21 protein-coding genes are annotated in these 21,368 nt (G+C 63.9%); 12 read left to right on the forward strand and 9 right to left on the reverse strand.

Annotated elements, in window-relative coordinates; translation table 11 throughout:
- The first annotated feature begins 67 nt into the window (after positions 1 to 67).
- From DCO45_RS09550 to DCO45_RS09560, 3 genes are all read left to right on the forward strand, one after another.
- Positions 68 to 1,204 carry an NAD(P)/FAD-dependent oxidoreductase gene (locus DCO45_RS09550; protein WP_116925764.1) on the forward strand — a complete coding sequence of 379 codons (1,137 nt, stop codon included), beginning with the start codon at positions 68 to 70 and terminating at the stop codon, positions 1,202 to 1,204.
- A 29-nt stretch (positions 1,205 to 1,233) separates the two neighbouring features.
- Positions 1,234 to 1,704: a GNAT family N-acetyltransferase gene (locus DCO45_RS09555; RefSeq protein ID WP_116925624.1), complete on the forward strand. Its 471-nt coding sequence runs from the start codon at positions 1,234 to 1,236 to the stop codon at positions 1,702 to 1,704.
- Positions 1,705 to 1,856: 152 nt separating this feature from the next.
- The gene (locus tag DCO45_RS09560) at positions 1,857 to 2,804 is read left to right on the forward strand and encodes an AEC family transporter (RefSeq protein WP_279324806.1); all 948 of its coding nucleotides are present in this window, start codon (positions 1,857 to 1,859) and stop codon (positions 2,802 to 2,804) included.
- Here the strand turns inward: DCO45_RS09560 and DCO45_RS09565 are convergent.
- The 4 genes from DCO45_RS09565 to DCO45_RS09580 all read right to left on the reverse strand — a co-directional run bounded on the left by DCO45_RS09565 (position 2,801) and on the right by DCO45_RS09580 (position 5,657).
- Complete coding sequence (locus DCO45_RS09565) at positions 2,801 to 3,346, reverse strand: GNAT family N-acetyltransferase (RefSeq protein ID WP_243419302.1); 546 nt, start codon at positions 3,344 to 3,346, stop codon at positions 2,801 to 2,803. The two genes, DCO45_RS09560 and DCO45_RS09565, sit on opposite strands and share 4 nt — an antisense overlap.
- Positions 3,346 to 4,017: a pyridoxamine 5'-phosphate oxidase gene (gene pdxH, locus DCO45_RS09570; RefSeq protein WP_182341255.1), complete on the reverse strand. Its 672-nt coding sequence runs from the start codon at positions 4,015 to 4,017 to the stop codon at positions 3,346 to 3,348. Before pdxH ends, DCO45_RS09565 begins: the two co-directional genes overlap by 1 nt.
- Positions 4,018 to 4,091: 74 nt before the next feature.
- Positions 4,092 to 4,628 (reverse strand): superoxide dismutase family protein, encoded by a 537-nt coding sequence (locus tag DCO45_RS09575; RefSeq protein ID WP_116925626.1) that lies wholly within the window; start codon positions 4,626 to 4,628, stop codon positions 4,092 to 4,094.
- 108 nt (positions 4,629 to 4,736) lie between these two features.
- A complete protein-coding gene (locus DCO45_RS09580; RefSeq protein ID WP_116925627.1) occupies positions 4,737 to 5,657 on the reverse strand; it encodes a LysR family transcriptional regulator in 921 nt (306 codons plus the stop codon).
- 88 nt (positions 5,658 to 5,745) lie between these two features.
- Between DCO45_RS09580 and DCO45_RS09585 the strand changes: the two genes are divergently transcribed.
- On the forward strand, positions 5,746 to 6,756 hold the full coding sequence (locus tag DCO45_RS09585) for a bile acid:sodium symporter family protein (RefSeq protein WP_116925628.1): 1,011 nt from the start codon (positions 5,746 to 5,748) through the stop codon (positions 6,754 to 6,756).
- A gap of 53 nt (positions 6,757 to 6,809) precedes the next feature.
- On the opposite strand, the gene DCO45_RS09590 is transcribed toward DCO45_RS09585, so the two are convergent.
- Positions 6,810 to 7,301: a hypothetical protein gene (locus DCO45_RS09590; protein ID WP_116925629.1), complete on the reverse strand. Its 492-nt coding sequence runs from the start codon at positions 7,299 to 7,301 to the stop codon at positions 6,810 to 6,812.
- Positions 7,302 to 7,452: 151 nt separating this feature from the next.
- Positions 7,453 to 8,619, reverse strand: coding sequence for a DUF72 domain-containing protein (locus DCO45_RS09595; protein WP_116925767.1), 1,167 nt, complete (start codon positions 8,617 to 8,619; stop codon positions 7,453 to 7,455).
- A gap of 223 nt (positions 8,620 to 8,842) precedes the next feature.
- Here DCO45_RS09595 and DCO45_RS09600 point away from each other — a divergent pair, with 223 nt between their 5' ends.
- A complete protein-coding gene (locus tag DCO45_RS09600) occupies positions 8,843 to 11,233 on the forward strand; it encodes a Tex family protein (RefSeq protein ID WP_116925630.1) in 2,391 nt (796 codons plus the stop codon).
- 162 nt (positions 11,234 to 11,395) lie between these two features.
- Entirely contained in the window at positions 11,396 to 13,363 is a 1,968-nt protein-coding gene (locus DCO45_RS09605; RefSeq protein WP_133248119.1) for an AI-2E family transporter, read from the forward strand.
- Positions 13,364 to 13,448: 85 nt separating this feature from the next.
- Here the strand turns inward: DCO45_RS09605 and DCO45_RS09610 are convergent, their stop codons facing one another.
- Positions 13,449 to 14,351, reverse strand: a complete 903-nt coding sequence (locus DCO45_RS09610) for a LysR family transcriptional regulator (RefSeq protein ID WP_116925632.1) — start codon at positions 14,349 to 14,351, stop codon at positions 13,449 to 13,451.
- Positions 14,352 to 14,426: 75 nt separating this feature from the next.
- Between DCO45_RS09610 and DCO45_RS09615 the strand changes: the two genes are divergently transcribed.
- On the forward strand, positions 14,427 to 15,608 hold the full coding sequence (locus DCO45_RS09615) for an MFS transporter (RefSeq protein WP_116925633.1): 1,182 nt from the start codon (positions 14,427 to 14,429) through the stop codon (positions 15,606 to 15,608).
- A gap of 66 nt (positions 15,609 to 15,674) precedes the next feature.
- Here the strand turns inward: DCO45_RS09615 and DCO45_RS22645 are convergent, their stop codons facing one another.
- Positions 15,675 to 15,878 (reverse strand): hypothetical protein, encoded by a 204-nt coding sequence (locus DCO45_RS22645; protein ID WP_133248120.1) that lies wholly within the window; start codon positions 15,876 to 15,878, stop codon positions 15,675 to 15,677.
- On the opposite strand from DCO45_RS22645, the gene dkgB reads away from it, so the two are divergent.
- Positions 15,877 to 16,680 (forward strand): 2,5-didehydrogluconate reductase DkgB, encoded by an 804-nt coding sequence (dkgB, locus tag DCO45_RS09620; RefSeq protein WP_116925634.1) that lies wholly within the window; start codon positions 15,877 to 15,879, stop codon positions 16,678 to 16,680. The two genes, DCO45_RS22645 and dkgB, sit on opposite strands and share 2 nt — an antisense overlap.
- Before the next feature lie 93 nt (positions 16,681 to 16,773).
- On the opposite strand, the gene DCO45_RS09625 is transcribed toward dkgB, so the two are convergent.
- Complete coding sequence (locus DCO45_RS09625) at positions 16,774 to 17,718, reverse strand: LysR family transcriptional regulator (RefSeq protein WP_116925635.1); 945 nt, start codon at positions 17,716 to 17,718, stop codon at positions 16,774 to 16,776.
- A 178-nt stretch (positions 17,719 to 17,896) separates the two neighbouring features.
- Here DCO45_RS09625 and DCO45_RS09630 point away from each other — a divergent pair, with 178 nt between their 5' ends.
- From DCO45_RS09630 to DCO45_RS09645, 4 genes are all read left to right on the forward strand, one after another.
- Complete coding sequence (locus DCO45_RS09630; RefSeq protein WP_116925636.1) at positions 17,897 to 18,565, forward strand: aspartate/glutamate racemase family protein; 669 nt, start codon at positions 17,897 to 17,899, stop codon at positions 18,563 to 18,565.
- Positions 18,566 to 18,713: 148 nt separating this feature from the next.
- A complete protein-coding gene (locus DCO45_RS09635; RefSeq protein WP_116925637.1) occupies positions 18,714 to 19,727 on the forward strand; it encodes an N-carbamoyl-D-amino-acid hydrolase in 1,014 nt (337 codons plus the stop codon).
- Positions 19,727 to 20,761: a threonine/serine dehydratase gene (locus tag DCO45_RS09640; protein ID WP_243419303.1), complete on the forward strand. Its 1,035-nt coding sequence runs from the start codon at positions 19,727 to 19,729 to the stop codon at positions 20,759 to 20,761. Before DCO45_RS09635 ends, DCO45_RS09640 begins: the two co-directional genes overlap by 1 nt.
- A gap of 91 nt (positions 20,762 to 20,852) precedes the next feature.
- Positions 20,853 to 21,272 (forward strand): VOC family protein, encoded by a 420-nt coding sequence (locus tag DCO45_RS09645; RefSeq protein ID WP_116925638.1) that lies wholly within the window; start codon positions 20,853 to 20,855, stop codon positions 21,270 to 21,272.
- Positions 21,273 to 21,368: the final 96 nt, after the last annotated feature.

Raw genomic sequence — 21,368 nt, forward strand, 5'->3', positions numbered from 1 at the left:
CAAACTCAAGTGCAAACGCAAACGCGCAATGCTGCGAGGGCAATGCGCGCTGCACTACCATGGCGGCATGACTGACACCTTGCACACGCCTGCTGACCGCATTACCTCTTCCGAGTTTGACGAATCCCAGGCGCAGGCAGTGGATGCGCTGATTGTCGGCGCCGGGCCCGTAGGCATGTTTGCCGCCTTCCAGCTGGGTTTGCAGGGCGTGCAGGCCCATCTGTGCGACAGCCTGCCGCAGATGGGCGGCCAGTGCATTGCGCTCTATGCCGACAAGCCCATCTACGACATCCCCGGCATTGCGCTGTGCACTGGCCGCGAGCTGGCCGCGCAACTGCAGCAACAGATCCAGCCCTTCCATCCCGTTTTTCATGGCCACACCCAGGTCGCGCAACTGCTGCCCCATGGCGATGGCCGTTGGCGTGTGCAGCTGCAGGCCATCGATGGGCTGCAGACCCGCTGGCTGCTGGCACGTACCGTGGTGGTGACCGCCGGTGTTGGGGCCTTTGTGCCCAAGCAGCTGCGCCTGCCCGGGCTCGACGCCTGGTTGGGCAGCCAGGTCTTCTACCATCCCGCGTTCGATGATGCCTGGCTGGAGCCGGTACTGGCGCGCCACCCCGCGCCGCGCATTGTGATCCATGGCGGCGACGAGGCCGCCGTCGAGGCCGTGCGGACAGCGGCAGGGCATGCCGCTTTGCAAGCCGCGCAGCTGGTGCTGATGCACCGGCGCGACCAGTTCAATGCGCCTGATGCGCTGCTGCAGCGCCTGGCGCAGCTGCGTGCCAGTGGCAGGGTGGAGGTCGTCATTGGCATGCCCCAGGCTATCGATGCGGGGGAACATCTGCAGGCTATCGACTATGTCGATGCCGATGGCGCGGACCAGCGCCTGGCCTGTGACCAGCTCTGGGTGTTCCAGGGCCTCTCGCCCAAGCTCGGGCCCTTGCTCGACTGGAACCTGGCGCTTGCGAAAAAGCAGCTGCAAGTGGCGACCGATACCTTCCAGACCAACGCCGTCGGTATCTATGCCGCAGGGGATATCGTCAGCTATCCTGGCAAGCGCAAGCTGATTCTGAGCGGCTTTTACGAAGCGACGATGGCCGCGATGGCCGCCATAGAATACCTGCGCGGCGAAAAACTGCTGCTGGAGTACACGACCACCAGCAAACGCCTGCATGAACGCCTGGGTGTGTCGCACCCGGACTGAGCCCCGCCTTGTTGATACGAACCCCGCCGATGCCTGATCTATCCATTCGCCACGCCCGTTTTCCTGAAGATCTGCAGGCGGTGCTGGCGATCTTTCGCGAGTACATTGCCAGCCCCCAGGCCGACCTGGGTTTTCAGAACTATGAGCCCGAGCTGGCGGCACTCCCCGGCAAATATGCAGCGCCCCAGGGGCGTTTGCTGCTGGCCTGGCAAGGCGATGCGGTGGTGGGCTGCGCGGCGTTGCGCGATGTCGATGGCCAGTGCTGCGAGCTCAAACGCGTCTATGTGCGGCCAGCGGCGCGCGGCCTCAGGCTGGGCCGGCGCCTGGTCGAGCAGATGCTGCAGGAGGCCCGCGCCGCCGGTTACCAGCGCATGGCGCTCGATGTGCTGCCGGAATTTGTCGCCGCCCAAGCGCTTTACCGGGATCTGGGCTTTGTCGATGCGCCGCCGGTGAGCGTCAACCCGGTGCCGGGCACGGCCTTTCTGGCGCGCGTGCTGTAGCGCGGCATTGCGCTGCCGGCAGGCTGCATGCGTCCTTTGGATTCGCGGCGGTTTGGCTAACGCGCCCCTGGGCGACGAGGCCGGCGCGGTGCAGCGGCGATAATCGCCGCCGGGTTTGATCAACAAAGGGCGATGCAGCGATGGCGGTGATGGTGTCTTTGATTCCCGTGGTGCTGTTCATTGCACTGGGGTATGGTGCAGGGCGCATGGGCTGGGTCAAGGCGGCATCGGTGCGCGATCTGTCCAATATCGTTTTTCTGATTCTCACGCCGGCCTTGCTGTTTCGCACGATGAGCACGGTGCGTGTGCAAGAGCTCAACCTGCAGACCATTGCCGTCTACTTCAGCGCTGCGGGCCTGCTGTTTGTCACGACCTTGCTACTGCAGGGCTTTACCACGCTGGGCGCTGCGCGGGCGCTGGCCAACTGTTTCAGCAACAACATCATGATCGGCGTGCCGCTGGTGGGAATGGTGTTTGGGCAAGAAGGCCTGGTCACCTTGTTCACCATCGTCTCGGTCCATGCGCTGATCCTGATGACCTCGGCCACCATCGTGTTCGAGCTGGCCGTCATGCACCAGCAGCAGGCGGCGCAAGGCGGCGCGCGCAGCTACCGCGCAATGGCCATCACCGTGGGCCGGGCGCTGAAAAACGGCATCATCCACCCGATTCCCTTGCCCATCATCTGCGGGCTGCTGTTCGCGCAGACCGGGCTCAAGATGCCCGAGGTGATCGATACCTCACTGCAGATGCTGGCCCAGGCGCTGGGCCCGATCGCGCTGATGCTCGTGGGCATCACCTTGTTTTTCAGCGCAGTGGGCCGCTACTGGCTGCCTGCCAGCCGTATCGCAGTGGTCAAACTGCTGCTGCACCCGGTGCTGCTGCTGGCCATCGGATGGATGTGGGGGCTGCGCGGCCTGCCGCTGGTGGTGCTGGCCACGGCCGCGTCGCTGCCGGTGGGGGCCAATGTGTTTTTGTTCACGCAGCGCTATGAAGTGGGGCGCGAGGAGGTCACGGCCAGCATCGCGGTATCGACCAGCCTGGCCCTGGTGACGATACCGCTGATCTTGCTGGGCCTGGCCCAGCTGCTGCAGACAGTTTAGGGCGCGGGCTGGGCGGCAGGATGCAAGCGGTGCTGCATCAGCAGCTCGTCGTGCAGCGCGCCATCGACCAGCAAGGCCGCCGGCTCGGTGCCATAGGCATGGAAGCCCGCTTGCTCGTAGAGGCGAATGGCGCTGGCATTGGCGGCGTTGACGCTCAGGTGGATCTGCACCGCGCCAGGCACCTGGCGGGCAAAGGCGACGGCCCGCGCCAACAAGGCCTGCGCGATACCCTGGCCGCGGAAGGCGGGCGCCACATACACGCCCCACAAAGCCATGCGGTGCCGGGTCTTGAGGCCGTCCTGGCGGCGGATACCCAGCATGCCCACCAGTTGGCCCCCGGCAAAGGCCCCCAGCACGCCCTGGTCGGGGCTGGGCGCCAGGCGCGCCTCAATCAGCGCCAATGCACGGTCTTTTTCCTCTTCGTAGCTGGAGCCAAAGGCGCTAGGCGATGCGCGCAGGCCCGCCAGGCGCAGCGTTTGGAACGCACTGGCATCGGACGGGTTCAGCCAACGGATCTCATAGGCAGCGGCAGCCATCAGCATCAGGGCGCCAGGCGCTCGCGAATCCAGTCGGCGCTGTTTGGCGCTGCCTGACGGTAGCGCAGACGGTCATGCAGCCGGCTCTTGCGGCCCTGCCAGAACTCCCAGGTGTCGGGCACCAGGCGAAAGCCACCCCAGTGCGGCGGGCGGGGGGGCTTGAGCAGGAACTGCGCGCCATACTTGGCGGCATTGGTCACCAGCACGGTGCGGCTGTCGATGACCTGGCTTTGCGGGCTGGCCCAGGCACCAATGCGCGAGTCGAGCGGGCGGCTGTTGAAGTAAGCATCGCTTTCTTCGTCCGAGACTTTCTCCACGCGCCCCTCGATGCGCACCACGCGCTCGAGCTCGACCCAGTGGAACATCAGCGCGGCAAATGGGTTGCCGGCAATCTCGCGGCCCTTGCGGCTGTCGTAATTGGTGTACCAGACGATTCCGCGCGCGTCGTAGCCCTTGATGAGCACGATGCGGGTGCTGGGGCGGGCATCGGCTCCCACAGTGGCCACCGTCATCGCATTGGGCTCGGGCAGTTGCGAGGCGACCGCCTCGTTCATCCAGCGGTCAAACTGGTCGATGGGCGCGGCGCAAGACGCCGATTCGTTCAGCTCTGCGCGTTCATAGCTTTTGCGCAAATCGGCAATGGAGTGGGAGAGTTCGCTCATGGCCCGATTGTGCATCGCTTTGGCGCGGCGCAGCGACAAAAAAGCCTGTGGGCCGCTGGGCGCCACAGGCTGGGGAGCGCAGGAGGGGCTTACTGGATCACGCCGCAGCCCAGACGCGCGCCGGAGTTGCCGGTAGGCTGGGTGGTGTAGTCGTCCTTGTCCTTGTGCACGACCACGGCGCGGCCCTTGATGTCGCTGGGCTTGCCGGTGCCGATCGACAGGTCCTTGGTCTCCCAGACCAGGAACGCGGTGCCCGCGGCATCGGCCATCAGGCTGGGCAGATCGCCCACATGGGCTTGCGGGCCAGCCTTGCCATGCTGGTGGCCGTTCGGGTTGTAGTGGCCGCCGGCGCTCATCGCATCGGGCGAGGAGCAGTTGCCGTTCTCATGCACATGGAAGCCATGCTCGCTGCCGGGCTGCAGGCCCTTGACCTGGGCCATCACGCGCACGGTGTCGCGGTTGACCTCGTAGACGCGGAAGTAGCCGCTGATGTTGTTGCCTTCGGTAGGGTTGATCGTGGCCTCGGCAATCGGGGTGGCGCGGTCGGTGGTGGCGCAGGCGCTCAAAACGGCGGCCACGGCAGCAGCGGCTGCGAGTTTGGCGATAGATGGGATGCGTTGAATCATGCGAACTCTCCTGGTGCCTTGTATTAAAGGGTTGTCACAAGCCACCGTTTTTAGCATGCGTGCTGGGCCTGTTTTGTAGTCTGATGGCTAGCAATCGAGGCGGCATGCTTACTGCGGGGGCAGCGTCGTCAGCCGCCTGGCGACCAAATCCCAAACCGCTTGCGCAGCAGCGGGCAGGCTGCGCTGGCGGCGCCGCACCAGCATGATGGCCCTTTGCACCTGGGGCCGCAGATCGCGCACCTGCAGGCTGCTCAAACCATGGGCCGGAATCGCCAGGCCCGGCATGATGCTGATGCCGATGCCGGCCTCGACCATGCGAAAGGCGGTGGTCACATGGCCGACCTCTTGCACGACGGGGCTGTGCTCGGGCCCGCAACCGCTGGCCAGCAGCGCAGCGTCCATCAGGCGGCGGCTGCCCGATGCATGGTCGAGCAGCACCAGCGCTTCGCCGCGTAGCTGGTCCCAGCGCAAACTCGTCGCATCGTGCGCCTGCTGCACCAGCGCGTGCCCGGGCGGCAGCACTGCGACAAACGGGTCATGCAGCAGATTGATGCAGTCCAGGTCACCCAGCTCGGGCGGCTCCACGACCAGCCCAAAATGCACATCACCGCTGCGTACCTGGGCCAGCACCTCTTGCTGCAGGCGGTCCACCAGCTGCAGCTGGACCTGCGGCAGCTCGCGGTTGCAGGCGGCAATGCAGGCGGGCATCAGCGCGGCAGACAAGGTCGGGCTGCTGGCCATGCGCACCTGGCCGCGCGCGGCGTGGCCCACATCGGCCACTTCGGCCAGGGTATCGGCCAGCTCCTGCAGCAAGGGTGCGGCTTTTTGGGCCAGCAACTGGCCGGCATCGGTCAGCAGCACCTCGCGCGTGGTGCGGTCCAGCAGCCGCACATGGAGCTGGCCCTCCAGCTCGACCATCGCGCGGCTCACGGCCGACTGGGTCAGGCCCAGGGTCTGGCCGGTCTGGCTGAAGCTGCGGCACTGGGCAACGCAGAGAAACACCTGGAGCTGGCGGAGGCTGACATGCATGGATGGAAGGGTGATGGGGGTATATATGACTTTAAATCATTAATCAATCTTATAAATTAATTTTACTTTCGCTAGAGAACGGCGTCCAATGGCGCTCATGAAATTCCGTCCCGACAACTTCACCCTGATGCTGGTGGCTACCGTGCTGCTGGCCAGTTTTTTGCCTGCCACCGGCCAGGTGGCGAGCAGCTTTGAGACCTTGACGACCGCCGCCGTGGCCTTGCTGTTCTTTCTGCACGGCGCCAAGCTCTCGCGCCAGGCGATTCTCGCGGGCATCATGCACTGGCGACTGCACCTGTTTATCGTCGGCAGCACCTTTGTCGTGTTTCCGCTTCTGGGCTGGGCGCTCAAGCCGCTCTTGACGCCACTGGTCTCGCCCGAGCTGTATGTGGGCGTGATGTTCCTGTGCGTTCTGCCGTCCACCGTGCAGTCCTCGATTGCGTTTGTGTCGATGGCGCGCGGCAATATCCCGGCGGCCATTTGCAGCGCTTCGGCCTCGACCTTGCTGGGGGTGTTCATCACGCCGCTGCTGGTGAGCGTGTTTGTCACCGCCCATGGTGCCAGCGGCTCCTTGGTCGATGCGGTGGTCAAGATCCTGCTGCAGCTGATGCTGCCTTTTGCCCTAGGCCATCTGCTGCAGCGCTGGGTGGGCCCGTTCATCAAAAAGCACGGCAAGCTCACCAAGGTGGTGGACCAGGGCTCCATCTTGCTGGTGGTCTACACCGCCTTCAGTGCCGCCGTGGTGCAAGGCATCTGGCGCCAGGTGTCGGTGACCACCTTGGTGGGCCTCTTGGTGATCAGCGCCATCATCCTGGCACTGGCCTTGCTGCTGACCACCTTCCTCTCGCGCCGCCTGGGCTTTAGCAAAGAGGATGAAATCACCGCCGTATTTTGCGGCAGCAAGAAGAGCCTGGTCAGTGGCGTGCCCATGGCCAAGGTGCTGTTTGCCAGCAGCACCGTGGGCATGATGGTGCTGCCGCTGATGCTGTTCCACCAGATGCAGCTGATGGTCTGCGGGGTATTGGCCGCTAAGTATGCCAAGCGTGCGCAGCAGCTCGAGGGTGACAAGGCCTTGGGCACAGCGGCTGCGGGCAAGTAAGCCACAGCGAAAGCCATCAAAAACGGGCCGGGCGCATCAAGCCCCGGCCCGCATCACTTCAGCGCCGGGCTGAAGCGGATGCTGTATTTCTCCAGCGCAGGGCCCACTTCCAGTTGCATCGTGCGGCGCTTGGCAGCGGGCTTGCCACCGGTCACCTGGGCCGTAATCACAATGCCTTTGCCATGGGCCTTGCAGCGCAGCTCCTGCAAGCCCAGATCGGCGTTGTCGTCGTTGATCTCGGCAAAGCCCTGGGTATGGGCGGCCACCCCGCGCCAGTGGGGCGTTTCCTCGGGCTGGTTCATCCACTGCACAAACAAATAGGCCTGGCCGTTTTGCTCGCCCTGCACCACGCGGTAGGGCTGCTCCGCCTTGTTGCTGCCCTGGTTGCGGTTGCCGCACAGCTGTACGCTGGTGACGCTGTCGCTCACAGTGAACCGGTTGGCACGGACTTCTGCCGCCTGGGCGCTGAAAGAAGAGGCCAGGGCAGTGCAAAAGGCCGCCAGGCTGGCAAATTGGCACAAAGTGCGGTAACGCATGGGATCCATCGCTAAAGGGGGATTGGGTGCGGCGTTCGCCCGGAATGGCACTGCGCTGCGCACCCGCAGGGCAACCATCATAGGCCTGCACCAGACTGCTCCAGCGCAGATAACGGGGCGGCAGCGGCAAATTTGCGCAAAACATCGCAAGCGATTGCAATCAGGCCGGGCTTGGGCTTTCAGATTTTTTCAGCGCGGCCATCGCCTCTGCCAGCCGTACAATGCTGAGCGGGCCGCAGCCCTCGGCTTCGTTGCTGACGGTGACATAGGCCGCTTGCCCCTTGCCGCAGACGCCGGCCAAGGTGCTCGCCAGCAGGGCCAGCGTCGCGGGGTCAGGCTGCTGGATGCGGTCAAACGGCGCCAATTGCTTTTCGGCATCGGCATAGCCATAGGGGCCAAAGACGGGGTTCACATTCCAGCGGCATACCAGCGGGCCGGGCCACAGCGCGCGCAGCAGCGGCAGTTGCTCGGGCAGGCGCGGCATCTTGGCATGCAGGCCCAGGCAGTAGGTCGCGCCGGTCTGGCGCAGAATCTGGGCCAGCTGCGGGGCGATGTCGGGGCGCAGCCAATCGGCATCGCGCACTTCAAAGGCCACAATGGGCCGGCGCTCTGCCGGCAATCCGGCCAGCTCGGCCTGCACGGCCTGCGCCAGTTGCTCCAGTTCCGCCAAGGTGGGCTGCAGGTTCAGCAGCCGCCCCAGCGGCAGGGGGCTGAGCTGGAACAGCAGCACGCCGAGCTTGTCCAGCAGCCCTTCGCAGGCGGGCCGCACATAGCTGGCAAGGGCCAGCTCCACATTCAAAAAGGCTGGGTTGGGCTCTTTCCCGCGGCCTTCTTCACTGCGCACCTGGGCATCGCAGACGAGCGCCGGCGCCTTGACGACAAAGCGAAAATCTTCTGGCACCTGGGCGGCATAAACCGCGTACTCGGACGCTGCCAGCGGCCGGTAAAAGCTGCGGTCAATGCTGACGGTGCGCAGCAACGGGTGCTCGGCATAGGCGTTCAGGCCGCGCTGCGCAAGAATGCGCTCGCTGTAGGCCTTGTCCCAGACCAGGCCCTGCCAGCCAGGGTAGGACCAGGATGAGCCGCCCATGCGCAGCAGCGCAGGCAGGGCGGGGGCCAGGTCCTCCCCCAACAAGGGGTATGCGGCACCGACGGCCTGCGCACGGCTGCGCGCCTTGGCGGCAGGAGCGGGTGGAGTGGCGGCTGGAGGAGGGGCGGCTTCGCTGTCTTGCGCGTTGGCGGGCGGCGCCGCTGGGGTGGCTGCAGCAGCAGCCGGCGCGGGCTCGGCGCCAAACAAATCCAAATTCAGGTCATGGTCAGAGGACATCGCGTCCCAGTATGCCATTGGCGGCGGCTGCCCGCCCGATTGGCATTGTTTGACGATTGGCGCGCAAAGCCCGCCGTGAGGCGCCACCCCAGTGCAGCTGTCCTGCCGATCGCTATAAAAATTACATTTTTCAAATCCGGCAACTGTTCAAATCCCCAGTGGCTGCCAGCAGCTATGGCACACTGGCTCTTTTGCCAGAGAAGCATTGGAGCGAGCGTAGAGCATGCAAAAGATCATTGCGCAGATTGCAGCTGAGCTGAAGGTTGCCGAATCGCAGGTGACGTCGGCCGTGGAATTGCTGGACAGCGGGGCGACGGTGCCCTTTATTGCCCGCTACCGCAAGGAAGCCACCGGTGGTCTGGATGACACCCAGCTGCGGGATTTGGCCGAGCGCCTGACCTATCTGCGGGAGCTGCAGGAGCGGCGCGAGACGGTGCTCAAGGCCATTGACGAGCAGGGCAAGCTGACCGATGCGCTGCGCCTGGCCATTGCCCGCGCGCCCACCAAGCAAGAGCTCGAAGACATTTACCTGCCTTTCAAGCAAAAGCGCCGCACCAAGGGCCAGATCGCTAAGGAGTTTGGCATTGAGCCGCTGGCCGACAAGCTGTTTGCGGACCCGAGCCTGGACCCGCAGCAGGAAGCCCGGGCCTTTTGCAAGCCCGCCACCGTGCTCGACGATGGCAAGCCCGGTCCGGATTTTTCGACCCCGTTGGCCGTGCTCGATGGCGTGCGCGACATCCTGTCCGAGCGCTGGGCTGAAGACCCGGCACTGGTGCAAAAGCTGCGTGAATGGCTTTGGGCCGAAGGCCTGCTGCGCTCCAAGAAGGTCGAGTCCAAGAACGAAAACGACCCCGAGGTCGCCAAGTTCCGCGATTACTTTGACTACGACGAGCCCATTGGCCGCGTGCCGTCGCACCGCGCGCTGGCCGTGTTCCGGGGCCGCGCGCTCGAAGTGCTCGAGGCCAAGCTGGTCCAGCCCGAGCTGCAGCCCGGCGTGGCGCCCGAGCCGGGCCAGCCGAGCCTCGCCGAGGGCAAGATTGCGCTGCACCTGGGCTGGAGCCATGCCAAGCGCGCCAGCGATGATTTGATCCGCAAGTGCGTGGCCTGGACCTGGCGCGTCAAGCTCAGCCTGTCGACCGAGCGCGATCTGTTCTCCCGCCTGCGTGAAGACGCCGAAAAAGTAGCGATTAAGGTGTTTGGCGACAACCTTCGCGACCTGCTGCTGGCAGCGCCTGCCGGCCAGCGCGCCGTGCTGGGCCTGGACCCGGGCATCCGCACCGGCGTGAAAGTCGCGGTGGTCGACCCTACCGGCAAGCTGGTGGACACCACCACCGTCTACCCGCACGAGCCGCGCCGCGACTGGGACGGTTCCCTGGCCGTGCTGGCACGCCTGGTGGAAAAGCACCAGATCAACCTGATTGCGATTGGCAACGGCACGGCCAGCCGCGAGACCGACAAACTGGCCGCCGACCTGATCCGCATTGCCGAGAAAGCGGACAAGAAGATTGAAAAAGTGGTGGTGAGCGAGGCGGGCGCGTCGGTCTACTCGGCCAGCGAGTTTGCTGCGCTCGAGATGCCCGATGTCGATGTCAGCCTGCGCGGCGCGGCCTCGATTGCCCGCCGCCTGCAGGACCCGCTCGCCGAGCTGGTCAAGATCGACCCCAAGAGCATTGGCGTGGGGCAGTACCAGCACGATGTGAACCAAAGCGAGCTGGCCCGCCAGCTTGACGCGGTGGTGGAAGACTGCGTGAACTCGGTGGGCGTGGACCTGAATACGGCCTCTGCCCCACTGCTCAGCCGCGTCTCCGGCCTGTCGGGCACGGTGGCCAAGTCGGTGGTGCGTTGGCGCGATGCCAATGGCTCGTTCAAGAACCGCAAGCAGCTGATGGATGTGGCGGGGCTGGGCGCCAAGACCTTTGAGCAGGCAGCAGGCTTTTTGCGCATCAGGGGTGGTGACAACCCGCTGGACATGACCGGCGTGCACCCGGAAACCTATGCGGTGGTTGAGCAGATCATTGCGACGACGGGCAAGCCGGTGGACCAGCTGATGGGCCGTGGCGAGGTGCTCAAGAGCCTCAAGGCCGAGCGCTTTGTCAGCGAGAAGTTTGGCGCGCTCACGATCTCGGACATTCTGGGCGAGCTGGAAAAACCCGGCCGTGACCCGCGCCCCGACTTTGTCGTGGCCCGCTTCAACGAAGGCGTGGAAGACATCAAGGACCTGCGCGAAGGCATGACCTTGGAAGGCACCGTGAGCAACGTCGCCCAGTTTGGTGCCTTTGTGGACCTGGGCGTGCACCAAGATGGCCTGGTCCACGTCAGCCAGATGAGCTACAAGTTCATCGAAGATGCCCGCGAAGCCGTCAAGACCGGCCAGATCGTCAAGGTCAAGGTGCTGGAAGTGGATGTGGAGCGCAAGCGCATCAGCCTGACGATGAAGCTGGACGCTGCGCCCCCACGCCGCGATGGCCCACGCGACAACCGCTTTGAAGCCGCTGGCCGGGGCCAGGGCGGTGGCGGCCGGGGCGGCTACACGCAGCCCGCACGTGCCAAACAACCTGCGCAGCAAAACGCCATGGCCTCGGCCTTTGCCAAGCTGCAAGGCCTCAAAAAATAAGCCCGGGCCTATGGCCTGCGCGAACCGCAAGTGCCATCCGGCCTTGCGGTTTTTTGTTGACTGCGGTCAGCGCTCCAAAAAGCGGCCAAAGATGACATCTTCCATCCCGGAAATTGGATCTAATAGCAGCTTGCGTATCCCCCCCTCTGAGCTCTGCACCCCATGCCACCCGACCACCCCGCGCCCGATGATGAGCCTGTAGCCCAGCCTGTTCCCGGGCCCAAACGCTCACAGCGTGCAGAGCTGCGCGAAACGGGACGCAGCAGCGGGCGCTCAGCGGGGCGCCGCCGCGCCGGGCCGTCTACCCAAGAAACACTGGCGCCGCTGTTGGCGATCGTGCCCGGTTTGCGGCTGATGGTGGGCATGGTCATTGCGGCGGTGGTGATTCTGGGCCTGTATGTAGGCCGGGATGTGCTGCTGCCGGTGGCCCTGGCAGCGCTGCTGGGCTTTTTGCTGGACCCGGCGGTCAGCCGGCTCAAGCGTTGGGGCATGCCCCGGGTGCTGTCGGTGGCGCTGGTGATGGTGCTGGCCTTGGGCGCGCTGGGTGCGGGCGCCATCTATGTGGGCGGCCAGGTCACCAGCCTCAGCGCCGAGCTGCCCACCTACCAAAACACCATTCGCCAGAAGCTGCGCCATGTCAAACCTTATTTCAATGGCCCGGGCGTCTGGGACGGCGCCGTCAAGGTGCTCAATACCGTGGAGACGGAGATCGGGCAGGGCGATGCGCGCACGCGCCGGGTGCAGAAGGTGGAAGTGCAAGAGCCCACCGTCAAACCCATTCAAAAGGCGCTGGAGCTGCTGAGCAAGGTGGCTGAGCCGCTGGCCACCACCGGCATCGTGTTCTTGTTTGTCGTCTTGATCTTGCTGGACCGCAGCGGCCTGCAGGACCGGCTGCTGCGCCTGATGGGCCCCAACACCCATATGGCGTCGGACGCGCTCGACGATGCCGCCACCCGCATTGGCCAGTATCTGCGCATGCAGCTTTTTGTGAATCTGAGCTATGGCGTGCCGATGGCTTTGGGGCTGTGGTGGATTGGTGTGCCTGGCGCGATTCTCTGGGGCATCTTGGCAGCGGTGCTGCGCTTTGTGCCCTATATCGGCCCGATGGCGTCGGCGGTGTTCCCGCTCACGCTGGCCTTTGCGGTGGACCCGGGCTGGAGCCTGCTGCTGTGGACCTTGGCCTTGATCCTGCTTTTGGAGTTGCTCAGCAACAACGTGATCGAGCCTTGGCTGTATGGGGCCAGCACGGGCTTGTCGACCTTGTCCATTATTTTGGCAGCGACCTTCTGGACCGCGCTCTGGGGGCCCATCGGCCTGATCTTGTCGACGCCGCTGACGGTCTGCCTGCTGGTGCTGGGCCGCTATATTCCGGGCATGGGCTTTTTGGAGATCTTGCTGGGCAGCCAGGCCGTGTTTGACCCGCCCGAGAAACTGCTGCAACGGCTGTGGCGTGGCGATGTGGACCAGGCCATTGACGTGGCCTCGGAAAATATTGACCAGGCCCTGTCTCCGAAGCCCAGCCAGCATGAACAGGCCTTGGCTGTTACCCAGTTCTATGACCAGGTGGCCGTGCCGGCGCTGCTGATTGCCGCGCAGCAGTACCGCCATTCCGCCAGCCCGCCGCAACGCCAGCGCCTTTCAGAGGCCGTGGCCATGCTGCTCAGTGGCCTGCAGCGCCACTACCGGCCCGCGGCGCTGACCCCAGTTGCCGAAGGCCAGCCACCGGCACAGACCGTGGTCTGCGTGGGCATGCAGTGGGATATTGACCGGCATGCCGCCACGATGGCCGCCCATGCGCTGCGGCTGCACGGCGTGGACAGCAGCACCCGCGCGGTGTCGATCGAGACGGTACTGCGCCAGGGCGATCTGTCCCTCTATGACGGCGTGCGCCATCTGTGCATCTGCAGCTTTCACTCCAACCCGCTGGGCAAGCTTAGCCAGATGTGCGAGAGCCTGCGCTTGCGCTGCCCGCAGCTGCACATCACCGTGATGCTGTTGGGCGCCCCGGGGCGCGGACCCTTGCGGCCTGCAACGCTGGGCAGCATGCAGGCCGATAGCGCCGCTTACCGGATCAGTGACCTGACGGCGCTGGTGGTGGATGAAGAGCCATCGGACAAGGATGCTGCCTGACGAGCGCGCTTTGGCAGGCAGGCAGTAATAGGCGCCCCCAAGCCCGGCAGAGCAGGGCGGTTGTCCATGGTCTGGGTGGCAGCGATCAGTCGCTGAAGGGCTGCGCCCCCAGCGCACCGATCACATGGTCGACAAAGCAGGTGATGCGCGAGGCCAGCGCCGTATTGCGGTAGTACACCGCATGGATGGACTGGCGCACATCGAGCAGCTGGTCGTCAAACAAGGTCACCAGCTGGCCGCTGTGGCGGTCCGCCCGGGTCATGAAATCCGACAGACAGACGATGCCAAAACCCGCCAGGGCCATATGGCGCAGCGTCTCGCCGCTGGAGGACGCAATCGCGGGCTGGATGCGCAGCAGCTCGCCGCTTGCATCACGCAGCGGCCATTCATTGAGCGAATCAGGCTGGGTAAAGCCCAGCAGTACATGCTGCGCCAACTGCTGGGGGCTGCTCGGGGTGCCATGGCGCGCCAGATAGGCCGGGCTGGCCAGCACCCGGATGCGGCTGATGCCCACCGGCCGCGCATGCATGCTCGAATTCTTGAGCGCACCAATGCGAAAGGCGACATCGCTGCGCTTTTCGATCAGATCCACAATGCCTTCGTGCGAGTGCAGCTCCAGCTCCACCTCCGGGTATTTCGCGCGAAAGCTGTCAACCAGCGGCACCAGCACATGCAGCATAAAGGGCGTGGCAGCATCCACCCGCAGGCGCCCGGCGGGCCGCACACGCCGGGCGGCCATCAGCTCCTCGGCCTCATCGACGGACACCAAAATCGCGCGTGCTCGTTGCAGGAAGGCGCTGCCTTCTTCGGTCAGCTCCAGGCGGCGGGTCGTGCGGCGCAGCAGGGTGGTTTGTAGCTTTTCTTCCAGCCGGCCCAAGGTGCGGCTGGTGGCGGACACCGTCTGGTCCAGCAATTCGGACGCTGCGGTGATCGAGCCGGTATCGACCACGGCCACAAAGGCCTGCAATTCATCGAGCGTGGTCTTCATTGTTGCCCTGGCGTCAAAAGATTTTGGTGGCAATGGTACTTAATCTGCAAATAGTAGCAGGGCACACTAGAGGCTATGAAGTCTTCCGCTGTTTTGTTCGCCTTGGCCATTGGTGCTTTCGCCATTGGCACGACCGAGTTTGCCCCGATGGGGCTTTTGCCTGTTATCGCCCAGGGCGTTGATGTCAGCATTCCGACCGCCGGTATGCTGGTGTCGGCCTATGCCGTGGGCGTGATGCTGGGCGCGCCGGTGATGACCTTGCTGTTCAGCCGCTTTGGTCGGCGCGCCGCGCTGGTCACCTTGATGCTGATCTTCACCGTGGGCAATCTGCTCTCGGCACTGGCCCCCGGCTACACGACCTTGCTGCTGTCGCGCCTGGTGACCAGCCTCAACCATGGCGCTTTCTTTGGCATTGGCGCGGTGGTGGCAGCCAGCGTGGTGCCCAAGGACAAACAGGCCAGCGCCATTGCTGCGATGTTCATGGGGCTCACGGTGGCCAATATTGGCGGTGTGCCCGCTGCCACCTGGATCGGCCAGCAAGTGGGCTGGCGGCTGGCCTTTGCCGGCACGGCCGCGCTGGGCCTGGTCACCATTGCCGCGCTGTGGATGGTGCTACCAAAGGGCGAGGCCGGCACACGCCCTGATGTGCGCCGCGAGCTCAAGGTGCTGACGCGCCCCGAGGTACTGCTGGCCATGGGCACCACGGTGCTGGGCGCCGGCTCCATGTTCACGCTCTACACCTATGTGGCCCCGGTGCTGACCGAGATCACCCATGCCAGCCCCGGCTTTATCGCCTTTGCGCTGGTACTCATTGGCCTGGGTTTCACCATCGGCAACAGCCTGGGAGGGCGCCTGGCCGACTGGTCGCTCGATGGCGCCACGCGCCTCATCCTGCTGGCCCTGGCGCTCATCATGGTGGTATTGCCTTGGGCGCTGACCACCCATGTAGGCGCCGGCATCGGTCTGGTGGTGTGGGGTGCGGCTGCCTTTGGCATGGTGCCCCCGGTGCAGATGCGGGTGATGCAGGCCGCTGCTGAGGCGCCCGGCCTGGCCTCATCCGTCAATGTGGGCGCCTTCAATCTGGGCAATGCCGTGGGCGCGGCCTTGGGGGGTGCCGTGATCCGACACGGCCTGGGCTACGGGGCCGTAGCTTGGGCAGGTGCGGCGCTTGCCGCAGGCGGGCTGGGCCTGGTATTGATTCAGGGCCGCATGCGCCGTGGTCAGGCTGGTGCTGCAGCGGCGGCTAGCAATATCTAAACATTGCTATTTGGGCCAATGGCTCCTCGTGCAGACCACAGGCTGCGCGAGGGGCTTTTTTGCTTTCTAGGCCTGGTGAAGCCGCGCACGGAGTGGGTAGGGCTTGATAGTTGATATTTCTTCAAAAGAATATTGTTGATCCAGGGCTTTATCTGCAAGGATGAAAAGCGCAAACTGGTTGCCAATGCGATCAAGACCTGGTTGGTGATCCAAGCGCTGCAGGTCTGCCGCACCTGTCTCTATCTGTATTTTTTCCAAGGAGTTTTTCATGTCTATTCCTCGATTTGGCGTTGGTACTTTCCGTCTGCAAGGGCAGGTGGTCGTCGATTCCGTGCGCAATGCACTGGAGCTGGGCTACCGGGCGGTCGATACCGCGCAGATCTACGGCAACGAAGCCGAAGTGGGCCAGGCTATGGCCGACAGCGGCGTGGCGCGCGAAGAGCTGTTTGTCACCACCAAGATCTGGACCGACAACTACAGCCAGGCCAAGCTGGTTCCCAGCCTCAAGCACAGCCTCAAAAAGCTGCGCAGCGACTATGTGGACCTGACCCTGATCCACTGGCCCGCCCCCGGCAATGGCGTGGAATTGCAAGAGTTCATGACGGCACTGGCAGAAGCCAAGGCCCAGGGCCTCACGCGCCAGATCGGTATTTCCAACTTCAATATCGAGCTGACCCGCCAGGCTATCGCTGCTGTCGGAGCAGGGGAGATCGCCACCAACCAGATCGAGCTCAGCCCCTACCTGCAAAGCCACCAATTGACGGCCTTTCTCCAGGAGCAGGGAATTGCTGTGACCTCGTACATGACCCTGGCCTACGGCAAGGTGCTGAAGGACCCGGTACTGGCCGAGATCGCCAGCAAGCACCAGGCCACCGTCGCCCAGGTCGCCCTGGCATGGGCGCTGCAGCTGGGTTACGCCGTCATCCCGTCTTCTACCAAGCGCGAGAACCTGGCCAGCAACCTGCTGGCCCAGCAGCTGGTGCTCGATGCCGAGGACATGGCCCGCATTGCGCAGCTGGAGCGCAATGGCCGCGAAGTCAATCCTGAGGGGCTGGCTCCGATCTGGGATTGAGGCGGTAGCCGCATTTGCCTGCATGGGCGCTTGGCCGCTTTGCAGCAAACGCGCTGCGTCCAAAGGCGGGATGGTTCTGCAATCTGGCCCATGCTATGGGGTCACCGCCGGTTCCATATCCCTCTCTCGCGCAAGCACAAAGCCGTATTGCTCAACCAACTGGCGCAACTCGGCGATAAAGCGCTGCGCCAGCTGGGACATGGGCTCGAATTTGTGATGCACCAAATTGGTTTGCAATACCGGTGCATTCCTCAAGGGGCGCACCATGACGGGTCGCGAGGCATGCCAGCTGCGCACCGAGAATTCATCGACCAGCGCAATGCCCACACCCATCTCGACCATCGATCCCGCATTTTGCGGCGAGCCCACCTCCACCACTTCGTTGGGCTCCAGCTCCATATCCTGGCAGTACGCCGTCACGCGCCGACCCATCGGCGTGTCGTGTCCGTAGCCAACCATGGGCCATTGCATCAAGTCCTCGGGGGTGACTTCTTCTTTCTCGCACAGTGCGTGGTTGGCCGGCATGATGCACACCAGGCGGTTGGTGCACAGCGGCGTGATGTCGAGATTCGGGTGCTCAATCGCTGAGCTGATCACGCCAAGATCGGCCTGGTGGTTCAGCAAGCGCTCGCGAATCTGCTCGTGGCCGTGGCAGGCAAAAGTCATCTTGCAATCGGGAAACTGCTGGCGAAAACTGGCGACAGCCTGCGGAATAAAGCTTTGTCCAATCGAGGGGCCCGAGACCAGGTTCAGAATGCCGGTGCGGTGCCTGGCCAGGTCGCCTGCCAGGTCGTTGACGCGCTGCACCGACTGGTAGACCTGCTCGACCTCGCCAATCAGGCGGCGCGCCTCCGGCGTGGCAAACAAGCGCCCTTTGATGCGCTCAAACAAAACAAAACCAATGCGCTGCTCGGTGTAGGCCAGCAGACGGCTGACGGCCGGCTGGGAGACAAACAGGATTTGCGAAGCGCCCGCAATGCTGCCGGTGCTCATCACGGCGCGGAATACCTCAATCTGGCGCAAGTTCAGTGCGGCCATTGTGGTCCTTACTAGTCAAGGTGACTACAAAAGCGGCCAAGGTGCTGGGAGACTGCACAGAGCAGGGCGCCACCAGCAAGCCTTAACCTCATGTTAATCAAGACCGACATTTCAGCAATTTCTATGCCACGCGAATACTCGTAAATTGCAGTCATTCCAATTTGTACGAGGCGCGCTCATGTCATCGGCCATTTACGTCGTCAACCCCAACAGCAGCTTAAGGGTCACCCAAGGAATTGATCTCGCGCTCTCGCCGCTGCGCATGCCTGGAGGGCCGCGCTTCGTCAGTGACTGGCTGCCAAGCGGCCCGCCCGGTGTGCAAAGCCAACAGGATGTCGATGGCGTGGCCATGCTCCTGGTGCAGCATTGCCTGGCCTTGCCGGATGACTGCGCAGCAGTGGTGATTGCCTGCTTTAGCGACCCCGGCCTGTACGCCGTGCGCGAGGCCATGCAGCCGCGTGGCGTGCCGGTGCTGGGCATCAGCGAGTGCGCGATGCTGACGGCCCTGTCGATGGGCCAGCGGGTGGGCGTGATTGCGATTTTGGAAACCTCGATAGCCCGCCATATGCGCAACTACGGTGCGATGGGCATCAGCAGCCGTATTGCTGGCGAAGCTGCAATCGGCCTGGGCGTGACTGAATTGGCCGACCAGGAACGCACGCTCTCGCGCATGGTGGAGGTGGGGCAGCGCCTGGTGCGCGAGCAGGGCGCGAACGTGCTGGTGATGGGCTGTGCAGGCATGGCCTCTTACCGCGATGCACTGGCTGAAGCCTCTGGCGTGCCGGTGGTCGAGCCCACCCAAGCAGCTGCTGCGATGGCCTTGGGCCGTGCGCGGCTGGGCTGGTAGGCCACTGCTCGCCACCCTAGCGGCATGGGCACAAGCCCTTGCACCCTTTTTCCCCTTGGATTGACTTTGATGGCTTGACCTGGGCGTGCGCTGCGCTGCCGTGTCACACCAGGCCTGTTTGTTTTCCTAGCACTTGAGTTCTACAACTATGAAGCGTCTTATTACCGTGGCTGCCGCCCAGCTGGGCCCTATTCAAAAAGCCGAAGGCCGTGACTCGGTCGTCGCACGCATGGTGCGCCTCGTAGAGCGCGCCTACCAGCGCGGCGCCAATGTGGTGGTGTTCCCCGAGCTGGCCTTCACGACCTTCTTCCCACGCTGGTATGTCGAGGACCTCGACCAGGCTGACAACTGGTATGAAGAAACCCTGCCATCGCCCGCCACCCAGCCGCTGTTCGATGCAATCAAGCGCTACGGTATCACCTGCTACCTGGGCTACGCCGAGATCGCCCACGAAGCCGATGAAACCGGCGTGCTGCGCAAGCGCCGCTTCAACACCTCGGTGGTGATTGCACCGTCGGGTGAGGTCATATTGAAGTACCGCAAAATCCACCTGCCCGGTCACAAGGAGTTCTCCACCATCCGCAAGGTGCAGCACCTGGAGAAGCGCTATTTTGAAGTGGGCAACCTGGGCTTTCCGGTCACCCGCGCGCCTGTAGGTGAAGTTGAAGGCGTCAACATGGGCATGCTGATCTGCAACGACCGCCGCTGGCCAGAATCCTGGCGTGAGCTGGGTCTGCAGCAGGTGGAACTGGTCATGCTGGGCTACAACACCCCGGCCGTGAACCAGGAAAACCGTGGCTTTGAAGCCCACCACCTGCGCAACTTCCACTCGCAATTATCGATCCAGGCCGGTTGCTACCAAAACGCCACGTTTGGCGTGGGCGTGGCCAAGGCGGGTAATGAAGACGGCTTTGAGCTGATGGGCCACTCGATCATCGTCAACCCGCAAGGCGAGATCATGGCGATGGCTACCAGCTGGGACGACGAGCTGGTCGTGGCCGACTGCAACCTCGCGATGTGCGAGTTGGGCCGCACGACCATCTTCAACTTTGCGCAGCACCGCCGCCTCGAAGCCTACCAGCGGCTCACCAACCAAACTGGCAGCACAGCGCCTGCGGTTTGGCAGCCCCAAGGCGCTGCCGTCGCCCAGGAGCAGAACTAATGAATGCGCCCAGCCTGGCCGAGCTGCCCAGCAGCATCCAGCATGAGCTGTTTGGCGTAATGCGCGTGCCCACGTTTGCCGATGTTGAGTTGGCCGCCGAGCGCATTGCGCCCTATATACGCCGCACGCCACTGCTGTTTTCGCGCAGCCTGAGCGAACGCACGGGTGCACGCATCTGGCTCAAGCCCGAATGCCTGCAAATCACCGGTTCCTTCAAGCTGCGCGGTGCCTTTAATGCGATCTTGTCGCTCAGCCAAGCGCAGCGCCAGAACGGCGTGATCGCGTACTCCACGGGCAACCACGGCCAGGCGATTGCCTGGGCCGCTGCCACGCTGGGCGTGCAGGCGACGATTGTGATGCCCGCTGATGCGCCCAAGAACAAGGTCAAAAAGGCGCTGGAGCAGGGCGCCAAAGTGGTGCACTACGACCGCATGACGCAAAGCCGTGAGGAGATCGGCATGCAGTTGCTGGCCGAGACCGACGCAACCCTGATCCCACCGGGCGACTTTCCCGAAGTGCTGGCCGCCCAAGGCACGGTCGCGCTCGAAGCCTTGCAGGACTTGCCTGCCGATGACCTGGCGCAACTCGGTCTGTTTGCCGCCCCCTGTGGCGGTGGCGGCATGATGGCGGGCTGCAATCTGAGCCTGGCCGCCTTGAGCCCGCAGACCCGCTGCGTCGCCGTGGAACCGGCTGCGTTTGATGACACCGTGCGCTCACTGGCCAGTGGCACGCGCCAGAGCAATCCCCAATCGGCCGATTCGATTTGCGATGCCTTGCAGGCCGTCACACCGGCCGAGCTGCCTTATGCGATCAATGGCCTGCGCCTGAGCCAGGCCGTCAGCGTCAGCGACGCCGAGGTACTGGCTGCCATGCGTTTTGCCATCGAAGACCTGCGCTTGGTGGTCGAGCCCGGCGGCGCAGTGGCTTTGGCAGCCTTGCTCGCAGGCAAGTTGCCGCTAGAGGGCCAAAGTGCAGTGGTTGTGCTGTCAGGGGCCAATGTCGACTTGCCTTTGCTCAGCCAGGCCCTGGCTTGATGCCATCTGCCACGTCCCGAGCGGGCCTGCTCTGCGTTCCATGCATTCGCCAGCGCCCGCACCGTCCAGCTATTTCCAGAGTCCATACACCATGAATTTACCTTCCGCTTTCCACTTTGCCTTCAATATCCGCGATCTGGACCAGGCCCGCGCCTTTTACGGCGGCGTGCTCGGCTGCATCGAAGGCCGCAGCACCGACACCTGGGTCGATTTTGATTTCTTCGGCCACCAAATCTCCCTGCACCTGGGCGAGCCCTTTGCCACGGCCAACACCGGCAAGGTCGGCCAGCACATGGTGCCGATGCCGCACTTCGGCATCATCTTGCTCTACCCCGACTGGCGCGCCATGGCCGACCGCCTGCAAGTCGCCGGTGTGGAGTTTGTGCTCGCGCCCCAAGTGCGCTTTGAGGGCGAGCCCGGTGAGCAATGGACCATGTTCTTTCGCGATCCCTTTGGCAATCCGATCGAGGTCAAAGGCTTCCGCTCAGAAGCGCAAATCTACGCGCACTAAGAATGTATTCAGGTTCCCAAAAACACTGCCCCAAGGCCGCTCCATGCACCAAAGCCGATGCAATGAGCACCAATCCGGTGCAAGTTGGCATGAAGC

This window comes from Comamonas sp. JNW, from assembly GCF_003105075.1.
Taxonomy (GTDB): domain Bacteria; phylum Pseudomonadota; class Gammaproteobacteria; order Burkholderiales; family Burkholderiaceae_C; genus Comamonas; species Comamonas squillarum.